Source organism: Venatoribacter cucullus (assembly GCF_016132445.1).
Classification (GTDB): domain Bacteria; phylum Pseudomonadota; class Gammaproteobacteria; order Pseudomonadales; family Oceanobacteraceae; genus Venatoribacter; species Venatoribacter cucullus.
In genome coordinates, this window is the sequence record NZ_CP046056.1 from 2,751,823 (window position 1) to 2,772,351 (window position 20,529).

Annotated in this window: 17 protein-coding genes; 11 read left to right on the forward strand and 6 right to left on the reverse strand. The window is 58.4% G+C overall.

What is annotated here, in order from left to right:
• The first annotated feature begins 120 nt into the window (after positions 1–120).
• The 4 genes from GJQ55_RS12980 (at position 121) to gshA (ending at position 7,577) form a co-directional block, all read left to right on the forward strand.
• Positions 121–2,817, forward strand: coding sequence for a hypothetical protein (locus GJQ55_RS12980; protein ID WP_228345391.1), 2,697 nt, complete (start codon positions 121–123; stop codon positions 2,815–2,817).
• Between the two features lie 348 nt (positions 2,818–3,165).
• Entirely contained in the window at positions 3,166–5,505 is a 2,340-nt protein-coding gene (locus GJQ55_RS12985; RefSeq protein WP_228345392.1) for a Tex family protein, read from the forward strand.
• A 148-nt stretch (positions 5,506–5,653) separates the two neighbouring features.
• Positions 5,654–5,926 (forward strand): hypothetical protein, encoded by a 273-nt coding sequence (locus GJQ55_RS12990; RefSeq protein ID WP_228345394.1) that lies wholly within the window; start codon positions 5,654–5,656, stop codon positions 5,924–5,926.
• Between the two features lie 82 nt (positions 5,927–6,008).
• On the forward strand, positions 6,009–7,577 hold the full coding sequence (gshA, locus tag GJQ55_RS12995; protein ID WP_228345395.1) for a glutamate--cysteine ligase: 1,569 nt from the start codon (positions 6,009–6,011) through the stop codon (positions 7,575–7,577).
• Between the two features lie 59 nt (positions 7,578–7,636).
• On the opposite strand, the gene GJQ55_RS13000 is transcribed toward gshA, so the two are convergent.
• Complete coding sequence (locus GJQ55_RS13000; RefSeq protein WP_228345396.1) at positions 7,637–8,077, reverse strand: flagellar basal body-associated FliL family protein; 441 nt, start codon at positions 8,075–8,077, stop codon at positions 7,637–7,639.
• 132 nt (positions 8,078–8,209) lie between these two features.
• Between GJQ55_RS13000 and GJQ55_RS13005 the strand changes: the two genes are divergently transcribed.
• From GJQ55_RS13005 to GJQ55_RS13015, 3 genes are all read left to right on the forward strand, one after another.
• Positions 8,210–8,734 carry a disulfide bond formation protein B gene (locus tag GJQ55_RS13005; protein ID WP_228345397.1) on the forward strand — a complete coding sequence of 175 codons (525 nt, stop codon included), beginning with the start codon at positions 8,210–8,212 and terminating at the stop codon, positions 8,732–8,734.
• Positions 8,735–8,838: 104 nt separating this feature from the next.
• On the forward strand, positions 8,839–9,312 hold the full coding sequence (gene rsd / locus GJQ55_RS13010) for a sigma D regulator (RefSeq protein WP_228345399.1): 474 nt from the start codon (positions 8,839–8,841) through the stop codon (positions 9,310–9,312).
• A 54-nt stretch (positions 9,313–9,366) separates the two neighbouring features.
• A complete protein-coding gene (locus tag GJQ55_RS13015; RefSeq protein WP_228345400.1) occupies positions 9,367–10,323 on the forward strand; it encodes a WD40 repeat domain-containing protein in 957 nt (318 codons plus the stop codon).
• 12 nt (positions 10,324–10,335) lie between these two features.
• Here the strand turns inward: GJQ55_RS13015 and GJQ55_RS13020 are convergent, their stop codons facing one another.
• Positions 10,336–10,791, reverse strand: coding sequence for a DUF4124 domain-containing protein (locus GJQ55_RS13020; protein WP_228345401.1), 456 nt, complete (start codon positions 10,789–10,791; stop codon positions 10,336–10,338).
• 116 nt (positions 10,792–10,907) lie between these two features.
• On the opposite strand from GJQ55_RS13020, the gene GJQ55_RS13025 reads away from it, so the two are divergent.
• On the forward strand, positions 10,908–11,669 hold the full coding sequence (locus GJQ55_RS13025; RefSeq protein ID WP_228345402.1) for a ParA family protein: 762 nt from the start codon (positions 10,908–10,910) through the stop codon (positions 11,667–11,669).
• A 53-nt stretch (positions 11,670–11,722) separates the two neighbouring features.
• On the forward strand, positions 11,723–12,814 hold the full coding sequence (locus GJQ55_RS13030; RefSeq protein ID WP_228345403.1) for a hypothetical protein: 1,092 nt from the start codon (positions 11,723–11,725) through the stop codon (positions 12,812–12,814).
• Between the two features lie 18 nt (positions 12,815–12,832).
• Here GJQ55_RS13030 and GJQ55_RS13035 read toward each other — a convergent pair whose 3' ends face one another.
• Positions 12,833–13,333: a TIGR02444 family protein gene (locus GJQ55_RS13035; protein ID WP_228345404.1), complete on the reverse strand. Its 501-nt coding sequence runs from the start codon at positions 13,331–13,333 to the stop codon at positions 12,833–12,835.
• A 28-nt stretch (positions 13,334–13,361) separates the two neighbouring features.
• On the opposite strand from GJQ55_RS13035, the gene GJQ55_RS13040 reads away from it, so the two are divergent.
• Entirely contained in the window at positions 13,362–15,275 is a 1,914-nt protein-coding gene (locus GJQ55_RS13040; RefSeq protein ID WP_228346795.1) for an ATP-binding cassette domain-containing protein, read from the forward strand.
• Positions 15,276–15,345: 70 nt separating this feature from the next.
• Here GJQ55_RS13040 and GJQ55_RS13045 read toward each other — a convergent pair whose 3' ends face one another.
• A complete protein-coding gene (locus GJQ55_RS13045) occupies positions 15,346–15,543 on the reverse strand; it encodes a hypothetical protein (protein ID WP_228345405.1) in 198 nt (65 codons plus the stop codon).
• Positions 15,544–15,840: 297 nt separating this feature from the next.
• Here GJQ55_RS13045 and paeA point away from each other — a divergent pair, with 297 nt between their 5' ends.
• Complete coding sequence (gene paeA / locus GJQ55_RS13050) at positions 15,841–17,151, forward strand: polyamine export protein PaeA (RefSeq protein WP_228345406.1); 1,311 nt, start codon at positions 15,841–15,843, stop codon at positions 17,149–17,151.
• Between the two features lie 24 nt (positions 17,152–17,175).
• Here paeA and GJQ55_RS13055 read toward each other — a convergent pair whose 3' ends face one another.
• Together GJQ55_RS13055 and cydD are read right to left on the reverse strand one after the other, a co-directional pair.
• On the reverse strand, positions 17,176–18,795 hold the full coding sequence (locus GJQ55_RS13055) for an amino acid ABC transporter ATP-binding/permease protein (RefSeq protein WP_228345408.1): 1,620 nt from the start codon (positions 18,793–18,795) through the stop codon (positions 17,176–17,178).
• The gene (gene cydD / locus GJQ55_RS13060) at positions 18,792–20,483 is read right to left on the reverse strand and encodes a thiol reductant ABC exporter subunit CydD (RefSeq protein WP_228345409.1); all 1,692 of its coding nucleotides are present in this window, start codon (positions 20,481–20,483) and stop codon (positions 18,792–18,794) included. Before cydD ends, GJQ55_RS13055 begins: the two co-directional genes overlap by 4 nt.
• Between the last annotated feature and the right edge of the window lie 46 nt (positions 20,484–20,529).

The following is a 20,529-nucleotide window of genomic DNA, read 5'->3' on the forward strand; positions in this document are numbered from 1 at the left end:
ATTGGTCACTCAATTCATACCCGCTGTTACTTTGTGACTGTGTTCCCTCTTTCTGTTTCTGACCTTGCCACAATTCGCCCCCAACATGGCCTTTTCCGGGTATTTTCAATGAACACAGTCATGGTCAGATTCAACGCCCTGTGCGTCCTGTTCGGCAGCCTGCTGCTGACCGCCTGCGGTGGCGACATCGGCAACGGCAACGAGCAGCAACAAAGCGCCGGCCTGAACGATATTCCCTTTGCCTATGTGGCCCGGCCGCTCAACAAACAGCCGGCCATCGCCAGCAGCGACTTCCGCCCTGGCGCCCGCCTGATGGTGCGCGAACGGGTTGCCGCGGCCGCCAGCGAAAAAGAAATTCTGGCCACCGCCATTGGCAGCAGTCAGTACGATGTGAAAGACCTGAACCTGTCCAGCGATGGCAACTTGCTGCTGTTTTCTGCCCGCCGTGCCGGCACCACCTGGAACCTGTACGAATACGATTTCCGTAACCAGCAGGTGCGTGCCGTACTGCCCGCCGCACTGGCCGAAAGCGGCCACGACAGCGCCGCGTCTTACACCAGCGATGGCCGTATTGTGTTTGTGTCTGACCGTGGCCTGACCACCACCACCGCCTTATTCAGCATTAACCGCAACGGCACTGACCTGCAGCAACTGACTGACGGTATGCACCACGACAGCCAGCCGGTCAGCCTGCTGGATGGTGGTTTGGTATTTCTGCGCCGCAGCGCCTGCGCCACGGCGGCCGCTGACTGCCAGTTATTGCAACTGCTGCAACGGGATAGCGAAGGAAACAGCCGCGTACTCGCCAGCCAGACCCTGAGCAGCGCCAGCGCTGAACCGGTGCGGCTGCTGCAGGCCGAAGATGGCCGTTTACTGACACTGGTGCGCCACCCGCAGCACGGTTTCGCGGGTGGTGATATCCGCACCCTGGTGGGTTACAACACCGAAGGCCGCACCGGCACCGACCTCAGCAGTCAGTCATTAACCGGCAATAAAGTGAACCTGCAGCCGCAACAAATTTCTGCCGGCGGCTGGTACAGCAGCTTCTGGCCCTACCGCGACGGCAGTCAGCGTATGCTGATCGGCTGGAGCCAGTGTATGAGCGCGGAAGGCAGCCTGACCTTGCCCTGCGACAACAGCAGCACCACACCCGCCGCCCGTTATGGCATCTGGATGTACGACCCGGTGAACGGCATCCGCCAACCGGTGGTGACCGGTGAGGCCGGCACCCTCTATACCGATATGGCACTGGCGTTTCCCTACCAGAACGGCAACCTGAGCTTCCCACAAATTACCGTACCAACGCCGGTTGATCCTGTTGATCCTGTTGATCCTGTTGATCCAACTGATCCTACCGATCCTACCGATCCGACTGATCCAACCGATCCGACCGATCCAACTGATCCAACTGATCCAACTGATCCAACTGATCCAACTGATCCAACTGATCCAACTGATCCAACTGATCCAACTGATCCAACTGATCCTGTTGATCCTGTTGATCCAACTGATCCGACTGATCCGACTGATCCGACTGATCCGACTGATCCGACTGATCCAACTGATCCGACTGATCCAACTGATCCAACTGATCCAACTGATCCAACTGATCCGACCGATCCAACTGATCCTACCGATCCTACCGATCCTACCGATCCAACTGATCCAACCGATCCGACCGACCCGGTTGATCCGGCCAGCCTGTACGGCAGCGTGCATATCCGCAGCATCTACGACCATAACGGTGTGGATAAATCCGGCGTAGCCGGTGGCGTCGCCGCCCTGCGCAATCCGGAAGCCTACCCGCTGGAAAACCGCAGCGAACGCTTTATCCGCGTACTCAGCGGAGGCAGTGAACCCGCTCTGCTGGGTTACGCCGAAATCCATCCGGACGGCTCGGCGCTGTTTAACGTGCCTGCCAATACCGGTTTCCGGCTGGAAGTGGTGAACGCGCAACTGAAAGCCGTGGCCAGCAAGGACGAGGCGTCTGTTTATCTGCAGGATCTGAGTGTACCGGTATACAGCGTCAGCGCCGGTGAACGTCTGGACGTTCAGCCGCTGTCAGCGGTAAACCCCGGTGCCAGCGCTGCCGGTGCGGCGTTTACCGGCACCCGCAACGATATCCGCGCCACCGCCGCCGGCCAGACCATGGCTGAAGTAATCAGCCTGCATAACAACCGTATTGAAGTCATTTCCGCCCGTCTGCAGTATCAGGATCGCTGGAGTCTCAGCAACCCGGCGCCGGCGCTGGATTACGATTACCGCAACCTGCACACCGCTGTACCGACCGACAATAACTGCCTGAACGACTGGCAACCCGGCTGCAGCGCCCGCGCCAACTACCTGGACCATATTCAGCCATTGTGGGAAACCAGCGGCCGCGACCAACAGGGCAACAGCTGTTTAAGCTGTCACGGCAGTTTCAATACCAACGGCCTGAACCTCAGCGGAGATGGCGCCGGCAGCGGCACCGAGATCACCTCCTACCGCGAACTCTTTACGCCGCGCAGCTTTATGTTCCTGGCCAACGCCTTCCAGCCGGTGGCCGGCAGCAACTGCCGCCGTGAAGCCGACTGGCCATTCAGCAGCACCCCGGGCAATGACTGTTTTACCTGTTACCAGCGGGTCTTAATGTCGGGGCTGGGCGCACTGGAATCAGGCAACTTCTTCGGGCTGTTCCGGCCCGACCAGGATCACAACCACTTCCTGTTTAACCCACAGAGCGAAGCGCAACGGGTGGATCACAGCAATATGCTCAGTAACGAAGAGCTGCGCCTGCTCAGCGAGTGGCTGGATGCCGGTGCGGTGCGGTACTGATAAACAGTGTATGGCTTTAAAAACGGGAGCTGCGGCTCCCGTTTTTGCTTCTCTCAGCCGTATTGCGACGTTAGCGCCGGAATATTGCTGTACCTTCCACCTCCCGCCCGGACAAGCTCAGGTGCTTAACCAGCATCAGGCTTCACCGGACTATCCTGTTTATCTACTAATGTCAGCAAGCACCCAAAGCCAGTATCCACGGGCCTCAGGCCACGCAGAAAAAGAAACTTTGGATTTGCTACTAATTTTCTAAAAATTAGTAGCAAGGCTTTGCATCACCTTCTCTCCCTCAAGCCTGCTGGCTTCGTTATACTCCCGCCTCTGTTTTTCTGATTCACCAGGATTGTTATGAGTCACGACACCATTGGATTGCGCCTTGCCGAAGAACTGGGCATCCGCCCGCAACAGGTAGCGGCTACCGTTGCCCTGCTGGACGAAGGTGCCACCGTGCCCTTTATTGCCCGTTACCGCAAAGAGATCACCGGCGCGCTGGACGACACCCAGCTGCGTACCCTGGAAGAGCGGCTGCGTTACCTGCGCGAGATGGAAGACCGTCGTGCCGCCATCCTGAAAAGCATTGACGAGCAGGGCAAGCTGACCCCGCAGCTGCAGAGTGAACTGCTGGCCGCCGACAGCAAGACCCGCCTCGAAGACCTGTATCTGCCCTATAAGCCCAAGCGCCGCACCAAAGGCCAGATCGCCATTGAAGCCGGCCTCGAGCCGCTGGCCGATGCGCTGTTCAACCATCCGGACCTCGATCCGGACACCGAAGCCGCCAAGTTCCTCAACGCCGAGCAGGGCGTGGCAGACGCCAAAGCCGCCCTCGACGGTGCCAAATACATTCTGATGGAACGCTTCGCCGAAGACGCAAACCTGCTGGCCAGGCTGCGTCACTTTATGCAGCAGGAAGCCACCCTGTCGGTGCGAGTGGTGCCCGGACAGGAAGGCGCCGGCGCCAAATTTGCCGATTATTTCCAGCACGATGAAGCTCTGAAAGGCGTGCCCAGCCACCGCGCACTGGCCATTCTGCGCGGCCGCAACGAAGGCATTCTCAGCTTCTCACTGGTCACCGGCGACCCGGACGACAAACTGGCCGCCAGCCCCGGTGAGGGCATGATTGCCGGACATTTCGGCATTGAAAACAAAGGCCGCCCGGGCGACCGCTGGCTGGCCGAAGTGGTGAAGTGGACCTGGCGCATCAAACTGCTGACGCATCTGGAAACCGAACTGGTCGGCAACCTGCGTGAACGCGCCGAAGCGGACGCCATCAAAGTGTTCGCCGACAACCTGAAAGACCTGCTGCTGGCCGCACCGGCTGGCCGTAAAGCGACCATGGGCCTCGACCCCGGTCTGCGTACCGGCGTAAAAGTCGCGGTGGTGGATAACACCGGCAAAGTGGTCGATTACGCCACTATTTATCCGACCCCGCCGCAGAACCGTCTGGCCGAATCCGCCGCCGTGCTGACAGCGCTGATCGCCAAACACAACGTCGAGCTGATCTCCATCGGTAACGGTACCGGCTCGCGTGAAACCGACAAATTTGTCGGCGACATGATCAAAGCCCAGCCAGCCCTGAAGCATGTGCAGAAAGTGATGGTGAACGAAGCCGGCGCCTCGGTGTATTCGGCGTCGGAACTGGCGGCGAAAGAATTCCCCGATCTGGACGTGACCATTCGGGGCGCAGTCTCCATCGCCCGCCGCCTGCAGGACCCGCTGGCCGAGCTGGTGAAAATTGAGCCGAAATCCATTGGTGTCGGTCAGTACCAGCACGACGTCAACCAAAGCCAGCTGGCGCGCACCCTGGACGCGGTGGTGGAAGACTGTGTGAACTCCGTGGGCGTGGATCTGAACACCGCTTCGGTGCCGCTGCTGACCCGCGTCTCCGGTCTGAACCCGACGCTGGCGTCCAACATCATCGCCTTCCGCGACGCCAACGGTGCGTTCCAGTCGCGCAAAGACCTGCTGAAAGTCCCGCGTCTGGGCGACAAAACCTTTGAACAGGCGGCTGGCTTCCTGCGCATTATGAACGGCAAAAACCCGCTCGATGCCTCCGCGGTACACCCGGAGTCTTACGCCGTGGTGGAAAAAATCGCGCACCAGTTCTCCCGCGACGTGGCCAGCCTGATCGGTGACAGCGCGCTGTTGAAATCGGTGAATGCGGCGCAATTCGCCGATGAGAAAACCGGTGAAATCACCGTCAAAGACATCGTGAACGAACTGCAGAAACCCGGTCGCGACCCACGTCCGGAATTCAAATTCGCTAAGTTCAAAGAGGGCGTAGAAGACATCAAAGACCTGCAGCCAAACATGGTGCTAGAAGGTGTGATCACCAACGTCGCCGCCTTCGGTGCCTTTGTGGATATCGGCGTGCATCAGGACGGCTTAGTACACATTTCCGCGCTGTCGGACACCTTCGTCAAAGACCCACGCGACGTGGTAAAAGCCGGCGATATCGTCAAAGTGAAAGTGATGGAAGTGGACGTCGCGCGTAAGCGCATCGGCCTGTCCATGCGCATGAGCGACGATGCCAGCGAACAGGCGGCGGGCCGAGTGGCGGGTGAAAAACCGCAGCGCAACGGTCAGCGGGCAAACGGTGCCCCCAACCGCAACAGCTTCGGTGACAAAGCCCCGGCGCAGGGCGCGATGGCCGGCGCCTTAGCGGCGGCGTTTGCCAAAGCGAAGAAGTAGTTTGGGGGGGGCAGGGTTAGGGGTTGAGCGTTCAAGGTTCGGCGTGCCCGGGTATCCCCCGAAGGACGCTGGACGCTGGGCGCCCATTGACAGTCTCCCACCCCTCCTTAGAATGCGCGTTCCCATTCATTCTGACTAAGGAAAGACCATGAACGCGTTTCGTCTGTTCACCGCTACTGCCGCTCTGACTCTGCTGGCCGGCTGTTCAACCACCACTTACCGTAGCATCCAGGAAATGGAGTCTCACAACGGTAATCTGGTCATCAAATACGGTGAAACGGTTGTTAAAAAAGAGCTGTTTTCCGCCAAGATCACCAGCACCAACCAAAAAGTTGCCCAGTGCGATCAGAGCGATAACGATCTGAACTGCACCTCACTGAACATCACCATCGACGGACAGCCATTGGTTATCAAGAAGTAACTGTCCTTTGCTTACCGCGCTATTCCCGCAGCGCGGTTTGCCCCTATAATCCGGCCATTCTGTTTTATGCCCCGAGGCGATTTTGGCCACTTATTCCCACGCTTTGTCATTGTTTTCCGATCCGGCCCATCTGCCCCTGCTGAACCAGCTGCATCGCGGCCTGGAAAAAGAAGGTTTACGTTGCTCGCCGCAGGGTGTTATCAGCCAGAAAGCCCACCCACAGTGCGCCGGTTCCGCGCTGACGCATCCGTTTATTACCACCGATTATTCCGAAGCCCTGCTGGAATTTATTACCCCGGTATTCACCAGCGCTCATGAAGCCATGGCGCATCTGGATATTGCCCATCGGTTTGCCTATCAGCAGATGGACAACGAACTGATCTGGCCAAGCTCCATGCCCTGCATTCTGCAAGGGGAAATGAGCGTACCCATTGCGCAGTACGGCAGCTCCAATCTGGGCCAGCTGAAGCATGTTTACCGCCATGGTTTGTGGCACCGCTATGGCCGCATGATGCAGACCATCGCCGGCATTCATTACAATTTCTCGCTGCCGCAAGCGCTGTGGCCGCTGCTGCAGCAGCAAGACCCGCGTGGTGCCGAGTTCAGCCCGCAAAGCTATGTGTCGGCGCGTTATTTCGGCTTAATCCGCAACTTCCGCCGTTATTCCTGGCTGCTGATGTACCTGTTCGGCGCCTCGCCGGCGGTGTGCGCCAGCTTCCTGCAGGGCCGCGATCACAAACTCGAGCGCATGCACGAACATACCCTGTATGCGCCTTATGCCACCTCGTTGCGGATGAGTGATCTGGGCTACCAGAACAACGCCCAATCGGAACTGATGGTGTGCCACAACACCCTCGAACGCTACGTTCACACCCTGGGTAACGCCGTTACCAAACCGGTAGCGGCCTATGAAGCCATTGGCGTGCAGGACGAGCAGGGGCATTACAAGCAACTGAACACCAACCTGCTGCAGATCGAAAACGAGTATTACAGCGATATCCGCCCGAAACGCATCGCCCGTAGCGGTGAAAAACCACTGCAGGCGCTGGATAAATACGGTGTGGAATACATTGAAGTGCGCTGCACCGATGTAAACCCCTTTATGCCGCTGGGCATCGATGTGCCGCAGATGATGTTTATGGACGTATTCCTCACCTGGTGTCTGCTGCAGGACAGCCCGGAAATTGATGAAGACGAATACTGGCGCATCAAACGCAATCAGCACAAAACCGTGATGGAAGGCCGCCGGCCGGGACTGCAACTGGAGCAGGGCGATGCCGGTATCAGCCTGCAACAATGGGGCCTGCAGGTACTGGATGAAATGGCCGCGCTGGCGGAGCTGATGGACAACGCCAACGGCACCACCTTTCACCGCGACGCCCTGAATCAGCAACGCCTGAAACTGGCCGACAGCCGCTTAACACCCTCGGCACGGGTACTGCGGGAACTGCAGGAAAAAGGTCTGGAATTTGCCCAGCTGACGCTGCAGCAAGCCGAACAACACCGCAAAACCCTGGCCGAACCACTGGGCCGCGATGTACTGCAGCACTGGCAGCAACTGGCGGCGCAATCGTTACAGGAACAACGGGATCTGGAAGACAGCGATACGCTGCCGTTCGGGGATTATCTGCAGGCTTACCTGCACCGTTGAAACAAGGTGGGCAACGCTGAGACTGAGACCGCGTTGTCCGCCAGGACGTGGTACAGAACTCAGTTCTGTACCACGAAGTTACTGAAATACAGGTCGTCGATATCCGCCGTACCTTCCAGCTGTTCCATCACCGCCCGCACTTCGTCCAGTGCTACTTTGCGCAAAGATTCCCGGCCCTGCGGGCTGTTCATCACCTCGCCTTCCTGGGCACTGAACAGCATCACCAGATTATTGCGCAAATAAGGCTTGTGCTGGCTTACCCGCGCCGCAGCCTCCACCGACGACACCCGCAACACCACCTCGGTACGCAAATAACGCATACGCCCGGTGCTGCCGTAATTCACCACAAAGGCCGGCTCCATATAGATATATTTAGCCGGGCCGGCCGGAGCGGCAGCATCCGTAGCGGTGGTATCGGTAGCCGGTGCATCTTCAGCCTGCACGCCGGCAGGCAGCAACAAACTCAGCATTAAGGCCAGTAATTTCCAATGGCGGAGCATCCGCATTTCCTCCCGAATAATTTCGCCTGGCGGGCAACAGCACCACAGTGTACACCAGTGCTGCGATTGTAGCCGGATCAGCCCGCTGTGGTAGACTCCGGCACATTCTGCACCGCTGTTACGGACACTGTTATGCCTGCCATCTTCCAATCCCTCACCCTGCGCCATGGCTATCTGCTGGGGTTTATCAGTTGCGTCAGCCTGCTGGCTGCCGCGTATTATTTTGAGTACGTGATGTTTCTGGATCCCTGCCCGCTTTGCATGGTGCAACGGCTGGCCACTCTGCTGACCGGGCTGGGTTTCCTGGCGGCCTTTATCGCCGCACCGGCAGGCAATCGCCACTGGCTCACCGCCGCCTTGCTGTTTACCCTGGCCGCCGCACTGTTCGGCTGGTGGTCGGCTGACCATCATGTCTGGCTGCAGGGGCTGCCGGCTGAAGAAGTACCGGCCTGCGGCCCCAGCTTTGACTATATGCTGGAAACCCTGCCGCTCAGCGAGCTGCTCGGCATTATGCTGCAGGGCAATGGTAACTGCGCCGAAATCAGCTGGATGTTTCTGGGCCTGAGCATGCCGGAATGGCTGCGCCTGTGGTTTATCGGCTTTACCGCCGCCATTGTCTGGGCGCTGACCCGCACCCTGCGGCAGGCTGCACCGTAAAGACACTTGCCGCCCGGATTTTTACCGGCCTATAGTGGTTCGTCCCGGCCGCAAGGCCTATCAGAATAATGACGCGCCCCTATGCCGGGCACGAGGAGATCGACATGCTGGAAGGTTGCAAAAATGCCCGCGAACGCTGGGGCGGCGTACACAAACTGATTGATAACTGGCTGACTGCCCGGCAGGAACTGATTGTGCAATATTGCAATCTGCTGGCCAGCAAACCGCTGGCCGCCGATTATGCGCTGGGACAACAGGTACAGGATTTCTGCCAGAGCATGATGGACTACTGCTCCACCGGCCACTTTGAAATTTACGAACAACTGATCCGCGAAGCCAAAGAATTTGATGACGGCGGTCTGGAACTGGCGCGCCAGCTGGTGCCAAAACTGGACGCCCTCACCGGGCGCTGTGTCGATTTTAACGACAGCTACGATGAGCGCTGTGGTTTTGAACAACTGGCCCAGCTACCGGCAGCATTGTCCGCCATCGGTGAAGTACTGGAAGACCGGTTTGAACTGGAAGACCAGCTGATCGCCCGCCTGCATACCATTCACCGCGAGCTGGTCACTGGCTAACCCCCGTCCGGTCGCCCGCGGCGGTGGCCGGTTGCCCTGTCAGGTAGTGTTTTTATGCGTTTTATTGTTGTGTCCGCCCTGCTCACCAGCCTGTTTTTACTCACCGGCTGCGATGATGCCAAAGCTCCGCAAAGCCTGACCCGGGTGGCTCTGCAGGGCGCACATTCACAGAGTTTCTCCCCCGATGGCCGCGACCTGATGGTCGGCAGTTTGCATCATGGCGGCAGCCTGTGGACCACGACCCCGGCCGAACGCCTGTACGACTGGAACCATAAAGACGGCACCTACAGCAGCATCACCTCCTCAGCCTTTTCGCCGGATGGCGGTTTTGTGGTTACCACCGACACCCGCACCATTGTGCTGTGGCAGCGCGCCAGCGGCGAAGCGGTATGGTTCTGGAATGCCCCCGGCGATATTAAAGACATCGCGTTAACCAATAATGGCAACCTGGCTTTACTCGGTATGGCCGATTACACCGCTACGCTGTTCGACATTAAAAATGGTGGTATCCGCTTGCGGTTGCCGCACGACGGCATCGTCTACAGCGTCAGCATCAGCCCGGATGGCCTGCTGGCGGCCACCGGCAGCGACGATCTGCAGGTACGCCTGTGGAGCCTGAGTGATGGCCGGCTGCTGCAGCAACTGCCACAAAGCAACCAGGTCAGAACGGTGGAATTTTCGGCCGATGGCCGCCTGCTGTTTACCTCCGCCATGAACGATGCCGGCCGCATCTGGGATGTGGCTTCCGGACGCCTGTTGGCAGAAATCGGTAAAACCCGTGGTCATTACAGCGCCGCCCGTTTCAGCCGCGATGGCCGCCAGTTGTTAACCGGCAACAGCTCCGGTCGCATCGAGTTGTGGCAGGTGAATGATGGTATCCGTTTAGGCAGCTGGCGGGCGACAACCGAACAGACCCTCGGTAGCCGTGCGGTCCTGGTGGAAGACGTTGCCTTTAACGGGGAAGGTTATCTGGCCGCCGGCAGTAACGGCCTGTTATACCGGCTGCAATAAAGGGTATTTATCTCAGCGCACGGCATCGATCTGCTGCTGGCGCTGCCCCATCTGTTGCTGCAACTGTTTGGTTTTTTCCAGCAATTGCGGAATTTCCGTCGGATTCACCGTAAAGGGCACGCCCGGTAACGGTGCCGGCGGAGCGTTATCGTTAAGCGTTTCCTTGCTGATTACTGCGGTTGTCGGTTCCGCTGCTGGTGCCGGGGCTTTAACGCTCTGGATAATATTGGCAGCGGTATCGACATTAATGGCGACGGCCTGCACACCTTCTGGCACCTGCTCACCGAAGTGCCACTGACCGGACGCATCCTGCCATTTATAAAACGTCTGCCGGGTTGAAGCCGTGGACTCTGTACCCCGGTCCGGTGTCAGCGGCAGAAACCCGTTGCCGCCACGTTGCATCAGCAGCCAGGGCAGGGTTGCGATGATTAGCAAAAACACCGCCAAAAACAGGATTTTTCTTTTCACTACCCGCTCCATGTAATTCATTCCACCGCCGCGGATTATACCCTATGCTACACAGTCGCAGAGCATCTGATAGTCATGGCTGATAACAGCAGTAACCGGAAAGCAGGAGCGCCGGCGTGAGCGAACCCACAGTACCAACAACAACACCTGAACCCGTCACCGTACAGTCGCGCGTTACGCGGCACGATGTACCGGTGCGTATTATGGTGGCCAACGCCAAAGGCGGCTGTGGCAAAACCACCATGGCCACCAATCTGGCCAGCTATTTATCCTCCCGTGGCCATGGTACTGCGCTGATTGATTACGACCCGCAGGGTTCCTCCATGGACTGGTTACAGGTGCGCGACGAACATCTGCCCAAAATCAGTGGCGTGGCCGCGTTTCAGCGTCATGTCCCCAACGCCAGTACCCGCACCTGGAGTTTGCGCGTACCTGTGGGTACGACCCGGGTAATTATCGATACCCCGGCCGGCCTCAGCGGTAATGTATTATCCGATCTTATTCAGCAGTCAGACGTTATTGTTATTCCGGTTATTCCATCGGCTATTGATATCCGCGCCGCCACAGCCTTTATCCGCGATGTTTTATTATCCCGCGCCTATCGTATTAATCCGAAACCCATCGCTGTGGTAGCCAACCGGGTACGTAAAAACACCTTAATTTATGCCAAGCTGGAACGCTTTCTCAGCAGCCTGCAAATTCCCTTTGTTGCCGCCTTCCGCGACACGCAGTTTTATGTGCGTGCCAGCGAACACGGCCTGGGATTAATTGATATTGGTCAGACCGAAAGCAAAGATATGGAAGAATGGCTGGTGCTGATGGAGTGGCTGGAAAAAACCATTGAAAAAATACGCCCGGCAGATAATTCTGGCCAATAATTCCGTATAATCCGTTTTTTAAATGATCTGGTCTCAGCAGCGAGGAAACTCTTATGGCTACGCGCAAACCTGCAACTGCAAAAAAACCGGCAGCAAAATCCAGAACCACTGCCAAAGCTCCGGCCGTAAAAGCCGCCGCCAAAAAAACGCCGGCCCGTGCTGCCGTTAAAAAAGTGGCTGCCAAACCCGTTGCCCGTAAAACTGCCGTCAGCCGTGTCGCCAAACTGACCCCGGTACAACAACTGGAAAAAGAACTGGCCGCGTTGCAGAGCAAACTGGCCACTGCACGTAATAAAGAACTGACCGACGCAGAAAAAGCCGTTAATAAAGCCGTTGCCGCTCAGGCCAAAGCGACCGCCAAACTGGCCAAGGCCAATGAATCACGCAAAGCCGCCAACGAAAAAGTAAAAGCCAATAAAACCGCTGCTGCCGTACGTCAGCTGGAAGCGGCCCGCGTCCGTGTAGACGCAGTCAAAGAAGAACAGCAAGCCGCCAAAGAAACGGCCGTAGCCGCCAAAGCCGTGTTGGCCAACCTGACCCTGGAAACAAAATCCCGCGCCGCACTGGAAAAAGTGGTATCCGATTTTGAAAAAACCCAGGCTCGTCTCAGTGCCGGCAGCGTAAAAATTACCGCGCCCAAAATCACCCTGAGCAAACCAGCCGCCAGCAAGCCCGCCGCAAAAAAAGCAGCACCGGTAAAACCCGCCGCCAAAGCAGCTGCCAAACCTGCAGCTAAGACAACCGCAACCAAAGCGGCTGCCAAACCAGTTGCGGAAAAAGAAACCGTAAAAAAAGCACCGGCCAAAAAAGCGGCGGCGAAAAAGCCGGCTACCCGCACAGCAGCGGTAACCAAAGTGGCGGCGAAAAAAGCGCCGACACCCAAACCCGCCGTCAGCACCCCAGCGGTCACCGAAACCACAGCGCAGGACGCTGCGGAAAAAAAATCTGCCACTGACACAGCAACCACAGCCGCTACCGGAGCTGTAATTGCGCCGGTGGTTGTGAACGAACAGCCGGCTGCTACCCCGGCCGAAATGCCGGCACCGGTGGCACAACCGGAACCGGAAATCAGCGTACCGGACAGTGCCCCGGACAGCAGCGAAACCCTGAACGACCAGCCGTCCAGCCTGTTCGGCGACAACTGATCGATAAGTGGAAAAGCATTACTGGCTGGCCAATGTCAGCCAGTGTTGAAAAAGAGGCCTCACGGCCTCTTTTTTATTACCTGCGAGATCTGCTGCGGCATAAAAAGCCGGCGCAAAATCCAGCAGCCTGTTGTCCGTTATTACCTGCGCGCGGTTTTGCACAGCAGCGGATTGCAGCACGGTATACAACAGGTTCAGCCCCTGCCGCTCGGCACTCAGTTCCGCCTGCAATAACTGCCCGTACAACGGCTGCTGTTGCTGTCCACAGCGACGACGCAGCGCGCGCAGCGGCACAATCATGGCATCGCGCCAGCGCCGGTAATCCTCCAACGACTCCGCTGCCGGCCAGTTGAGTTGTTGTTGTGCCAGCCAGCGGTCGGCCAGCAGAATCAGCACATCCATATCCGCCTCATCCTGCAGGCGCAATAAAACGTCCTTTACTCCGAGCCTGTCATACAGGGCCAGAGCAAAGTCCCACAGTGGGTTATGCGGGGAATCTGTGGCACACTGCGCCGCCATTGCCGTTACCTTCTGTTTAGCTGCCAATATGATCGAATTTAATCAGGTTTCCCTGCAACGCGGAACGCAAACTCTGCTCAAAGATGCCAGCCTGCGCATTCACGACGGCCAAAAAATGGCCCTGATCGGCCCCAACGGCGCGGGTAAATCCAGCCTGTTTGCGTTGCTGAACGGCGAACTGCACGTCGATGGCGGCGACCTGTATATTCCGCCCAAATGGCGCATTGCCCATATGCGGCAGGAAGTGGAAGCCAGCGAGCGCAGCGCGCTGGATTACGCCATGGACGGGGATGCCATTTTCCGCACGATCGAACAACACATCGCGACGGCAGCCAACGACAACGATCTGGCCCACTGGCTCGACCAGATGGATCAGCATCAGGGCTATGGCGTACCGGTAAAAGCCGAACAACTGCTGCACGGTTTGGGCTTCAGCCAGGAAGAATTAACCCGCCCGGTAAAAAGCTTTTCCGGTGGCTGGCGTATTCGTCTGAACCTGGCCCAGGCACTGATGATGCCGTCGGATTTATTGCTGCTCGACGAACCGACCAACCACCTCGATTTAGAAGCAACGATGTGGCTCGAGCAGTACCTGAAAAATTACCCCGGCACGCTGCTGTTTATTTCCCACGACCGCGATTTTATCGACGGCGTCGCCAATAACATTGTGCATCTGCACCAACAAACGCTGACGCTTTATCCGGGCAACTACAGCGCCTACGAACGCATCCGCGCAGAAAAACTGGCGCAGCAGCAAAGCGTGTACGAGAAACAACAGGAACGGGTGGCCGAGATTGAAAAATTCGTCGCCCGTTTCCGCGCCAAAGCCAGCAAAGCCAAACAAGCGCAAAGCCGTTTGAAAGAATTGCAGCGCATGGAGCTGATCGCCCCGGCGCATGTGGATTCACCCTTTCAGTTTGAATTTCCCTGCTACGAAAAAATGTCGGCACCGTTGCTGGCTATCGACCATGCCGACCTCGGTTATGCCGGCAAGGTGATTCTGCCCAACGTTAAACTGAGTATTGTGCCGGGCCATCGCGTCGGCTTGCTTGGCCCTAACGGTGCGGGTAAATCCACGCTGTTAAAAACCCTGTGCGGTGATGTGCCCATGCTCAGCGGTGAACGCTCGCAAGGCGAACACCTGCGCGTTGGTTACTACGCCCAGCATCAGCTGGAATCGCTGGATGTAAAAGCCTCCGGCGCACTGATTCTGCAGCGCCTGAAGCCCAAAGCCAGCGATCAGGAAATCCGCAACTTCCTCGGCGGTTTTGGTTTTCATGGTGATAAAGCACTGGAAATTATCGAACCTTTTTCCGGTGGTGAAAAAGCCCGGCTGGCGCTGGCCTGTGTGGCCTGGATGAAACCCAACCTGCTGATTCTGGACGAACCCACCAACCATCTGGACATCGAAATGCGCGAAGCCTTAACGCTGGCGCTGCAGAACTTTCCCGGTGCCATTCTGGTGGTCAGCCACGACCGGCATTTATTAAAAGCCACCGTGGATGAATACTGGCTGGTCGATCACGGGCGGGTGCAGGAATTCGATGGTGATCTGGATGACTACCATCAGTATATGAACCAGCGCGAGGCCTCCGCGCAGCCGGGCAGCAGCACAACAGCCGGCAGCCCAGCACCTGCCAGCAATAACAGTGCAACGGCCGCCGCCCCGGTCGATCGCAAAGAACAGAAACGCCTGGAAGCCGAAAAACGCCAGCGTCTTGCCCCCATCCGCAAGCAACAGCAGGCCGCCGAGCAGCGCATGGAAAAACTGCAGGCTCAGCTCAGCAACATGGAAGAACAGCTGGGCGACAACGGCCTGTATGACGCCGCCCGCAAAGACGAGCTGAACAAACTGCTGCAACAGCAAGGGCAGTTAAAAGCCGAGCTGGAAGCGGTGGAAATGCAGTGGATGGAATTATCTGAGCAGCTGGAAGCTGAATAATCCAGGAGTCTCTGAACCGCTCTGCGTGTAGTGGTTCAGAGCGTTCCTGCAATCCGGAGCGGGCACCGGGTTATTCAGAGGCTCCCTGGCTCACCGTCGCGCGCAGCATAATGGCACTGGCCACCGGTGCCAGTTCGGCCAACGGCGCATCATCCATTAAGCGATACAGAATCAGCTCGTTAATTCCGGCCACCAGCACCAGCGCCATAGACTGATCCATCGCCTGTAATGCCTCTCCGCGCTGACGTCGTTCCTGTACTTGTTGCACCAGAAAACCGGCAAAGGTTTCTGCTCAGGCAACGCTTTCTGGGCGTGCCGGTATCCGCTCGTCTTTGCTCCGGGGAATGCGGCAGTGCAGACGCTGATCCGCCTCCTGCCCGGTGGTAAAGCATGGCTTACCCGGCGTGGCCGGGCAGCCCAGCAGTCGATGCTGACGATTCTGTTCGGAGAGCACACCCCGGACATTATCCGGGTGAACGGATGAACAAACGATTGTCATGATGACTGCGCTATACTGTCGGCACTCCGGACCGACTATCACTCTCTGCACCATAGTGGTGAATTCATGACCTCGTTAGAAACCGCATTATTTATGCTGGCCCTGGTGGTCAGCAGTTCATTTTTTTCTATTTCCGAAATTGCCCTGGCGGCCTCGCGCAAAACCCGCCTGCAGCGGCTGGGCAGTGAGGGCAACCACAAGGCCGAAAAAGTCTTGTTGTTGCAGGAGCACCCGGGCAACTTTTTTACCGTGGTACAAATCGGCCTGAACGCCGTGGCGATTCTGGGCGGTATTGTCGGTGAGTCCTTTTTTACACCCTACATCGCTGCCCTGCTGGGTGTATTTATCAGCGATCCGTGGCTGACGCCATTAGCCTTTGGCTGCTCGGTATTTTTTGTGACCGGTATTTTTATTCTGTTTGCTGACCTGATCCCCAAACGGCTGGCCATGATTGCGCCGGAAAGCATCGCTCTGCGCATTGTGCAGCCCATGCTGTTGCTCATTGTGCTGCTGAAGCCGCTGGTGTGGTTTTTTAATGGCCTGGCGAATCTGGTGTTCCGTTTATTCCGCCTGCCAACCATGCGGGAAAACGATATTACCTCGGGCGATATTATGGCCATGATGGAAGCCGGTGCCGAAGCCGGGGTGCTGCAGGAGCACGAACACCAGCTGCTGGAAAATGTGTTCGAAATGGAATCACGCACCGTGACCTCGGCCATGACCACCCGCGAAAGCCTGATTTTCTTTATGCAGGACGAACCCATCGACAGCATTAAAGAAAAACTGGCGCAGCATCCGCACACCAAATTTCTGGTCTGCAACGGCGTGCTGGATAACATTGTCGGCTACGTCGACAGCCGCGATTTACTGCTGCAGATTCTGCACAACCAGCCCATGTCGCTGACCACCGAAGGGGTGTTAAAAGCACCGCCGATTATTCCCGATACCCTCAGTCTGTACGAAGTGCTGGAACACTTTAAATCCGCCGGTTCGGACTTTGCCGTGGTAATGAATGAATACGCCCTGATCGTCGGCATTATTACCCTGAAAGATGTGATGAGCATTGTGATGGGCGAGCTGGTGTTCAACGAGGAAGAACAGATTGTCGCCCGTGACCAGAATTCCTGGCTGGTCGATGGCTCCACGCCGCTGGCCGATGTCATGCGGACCTTTGAAATCGACCATTTCCCACAGGCGGAAAACTACGAAACCATCGCCGGTTTTATGATGTTTATGCTGCGCAAAATCCCCAAGCGCACCGACTTTGTGCTGTACGGCGGCTACAAGTTTGAAGTGGTGGATATCGACAGCTACAAAATCGACCAGCTACTGGTGACCCGTATCGAACTGCCTGACGCGGCCATGCCTAACGCATAAATGCGTTGGCAGACCGTGCCGCCGTTACCCCAGGCGTAAGTGCTGCTGCCCCGGCTGCATTAACCCTTCATCGTGGGTATTGGCAATCACCAGCTTGTCGGCCCAATGCTCGGCCAGACGGCTGAAAATCCGCTGCGCCCGGGCGGCGTCCATGCCCGCGGCCGGCTCGTCCAGCAGCACAATGGCCGGGTTCTGCAATATCAGCCGCGCCAGCCCGATGCGCTTGGCTTCACCACCGGACGGCTGCCATTCACCATCGCCCAGCCAGGTATCCAGCCCGGCCGGCAGGCTGTGCGCCCAGCTATCCAGCTCCACCAGTTGCAGCGCCTGCTGAATATCCGCCTCGCTGCAGACATGATGCAGACACAGGTTATCGCGCAGGCTGGCGCGCAAAATATCAATGCGCTGTGGCATCAGCAGCGGGGCCTGTGCCCGCGGCGCTTCAATGCGCACCGCGCCACTGCCGGCCTGCAACTGGCCGGATAACAGCGCCATTAAGGTGCTTTTACCCGCGCCGCTGGGCCCAGTAATCCAGTGCCAGCCGGGGCCGGCAAAGGTATGGCTGAACTGCTGCAGCACCGGCTGTGGTTGCGCCGGGTAGCGATAATCCACCTGCTGTAACTGCACCGCCACCACCGGTGCCGCCACCCGCACGCGGGGCTCCGGCCATTCGCTGTCCGGGCGGTCGTCCAGCCGCTGCAGCGCCGCCAGCCCCAGCCGTAACGCCGCCAGCACCGGGCTGGCCGTAACCAGCACTTCGCCGGTACCCAGCGTCAGCAACAGCACCATAAACAGATTGGCACCGGCCAGCTCACCCGCGCCAAAGGCGCTGAAACCCAGCGCCAGCACCGCCACCGTCAGCCCCACCAACAGGATCTGCGTCAGCAGCAACATGGCTTGTTGCCGGTTCACCGCCTGCACTTCTTGCTGGTCCGCTTCAGCGGCTTCGCTGCGCAGCTGATCACCGGCCGCCGCCAGCCGCTGATGCAACGTAAGGGTGCGGCCATTGCTGAGAAGTGAGGCCGCGCTCTGCCATTGCTGCGTGCGCAGCCGGTGCAGGTTGTCCTGCGGTGCCAATACCTGGCGGCTGTACAGCCAGGGCATCAGTCCCACCGTCAGCAGCAGTACCGGCAAGGCGACCCAGAGTGCCGGCGGCAGTACCAGAGCCAGCACCAGCGCATAGCCCGCACTCACCGCCAGCACCACAGTGGCGGGTAGCAGCGCCGACAGATAAATGGACTCAATGTGCTGAATATCCTGCAGCAGGCGGCTGGAGGTAGCGTGGCGATTGAGCTGCTGTTCGTACCAGGGCCGTGCCGCCAGCTGGCGGAACACCAGCGCGCGCAGCTGCGATATCAGCCGGAAAGTGGCTTCATGGCTGGTGAGGCGTTCGCCGTAACGCCCGGCGGTGCGGGCGATGGAGAGGCCGCGCACCATCGCGCCGGGGGCAAAGAAATTAAACACCGCGGCCGTCGCCGCCGTTAACCCGGCCAGCGCCGCCGCCGAAATAAACCAGCCCGATACCGCCAGCAGGGCAATGCCGGCAAAAGCGGTAATAACCGCCAGCAAAATCCCCAGCAAGGCCATGCCTTTGTGTTGCCATAACAGACGCCAGTAGTGACGGTGCAGAGAATGATGGGTCATACCGCACCTCCGTTCAGCGTGATTTCAGCATCAAAGAACCCATGCTCGGCCAGCCGGTGACTGGCCATCACCAGCATGCCGCCGCCCTCGCACCATGCTTGAAGGCGCTGCAGAAACTCAGAGGCAGTGTCGGCATCCAGATTGGCGGTGGGTTCATCCAGCAACAGCAACGCCGGCCGGTGCAGAAACACCCGCGCCAGTGCGATCCGCTGCGCCTGGCCACCGGACAAATAACCGCCGCTGTCGCTGACTACATAATCGAGTTGCCCCGGCAACGCCTGCACCACCGCATCGGCGCGGGCGTGCTGCAGCGCCTCCCAGAGTTCAGCCTCGCTGAACTGGCCACCCAGGGTGAGGTTGTCGCGGATACTGGCAAACAGCAGTTCGGGTTGTTGCGATAAATAACCCACCTGCCGGTACCAGCCGGGCTGCTGCCATACCGACTGCGCCGTACCGTTAATCCGCACCTCGCCGGCGGCCGGTTCACGCAGGCCAGCCAGCGTATCCAGCAAGGTGGTTTTACCGGAACCGGACGGGCCATTGAGCAGCAGTTTCTGCCCCGGCCGCAGGGTAAAGCTGACCGGCTCGTGTACCGGACTGGCGGCGCTGCCACTGACCAGTTCTACCGCCTGCAACTGCTGCAGCGCTGGAATACTGGCCTCTTCCTCCTGCGGGCTGGCAGACAACTGCGCCAGCGCCTGCAGACGCAACAATTGCTCGGCCATGCTCATGGCGTTGGAGCGCTCGTGATACAGCGCCCCCATTTTACGCAGCGGCGCATAAAACTCCGGCGCCAGCATCAGCAGAAACACACCGTCGAATAACCCCAGCGGCGCCCAGCTGCCGGCTTCGTACATACCGAGGAAATGCAGCCCCAGATACACCGCCACCAGCGCCACACTGATGGCACTGAAAAACTCCAGCACCGTGCCGGACAAAAACGCCAGCCGCAACACCTGCATGGTGGATTTCCGGTACTGCTCCGACTGTTCATACAGAGCATCCGCCTCCGGGCCCGTGGTGCCGGCCAGCTGCAGCGCCTGCAGGTTTTTCAGACGGTCGGCGAGCAAATCACCCAGCCGGTTCAGCGCCTGCAGATTGGCGCGGCTGGCGTCGGCGGCTTTCCAGCCCACCAGCATCATAAACACCACTACCATGGGCGCGGTGAGCAGCAGAATCAGCGCCACCATCCAGTTCACCGTCAGCGCCGCCAGCAAAATGGCCAGCGGCATCAACAGCGCCAGCCGCTGCTGCGGAATGTAGTCGGCAAAATAGCCGCGCTGGTTATCAATTTCGCGGGTCAGCAGATTGCTGATTTCAGCCAGCTTAAAGGCCGGGAACAACCGGATATTGAGGGCAAAACACTGCTGCAGCGCCTGCTCACGCAGGGCATTCCGGATGGCCAGACTGGCGCGGTTGCCGGTGAGCGTCTGCGCGTACACCGCCAGCGTGCGCAGCAGCAGAATACCCGCCAGCTGCAACCAGCCGGCAATATCCGGCAACAATGGCTGCGGCTGATAAATGGCGTTATCCAGCGTCCGCGCCACCCACAGCGCCAGCAAAATGGTGGCCGCCACCTGCACCAACCCGAGCAGGGTCGACAGAGCATTCTCCAACCGCGCCGCCCCGGCAGCACGGCGTAATAGGGTTTTGGCGCTGGGTTCAGTACCCGTGGCTGACTCTGACATAAACACAACATCCGGCAACACAGAGGAAAAGCGAACCGCAGTGTAC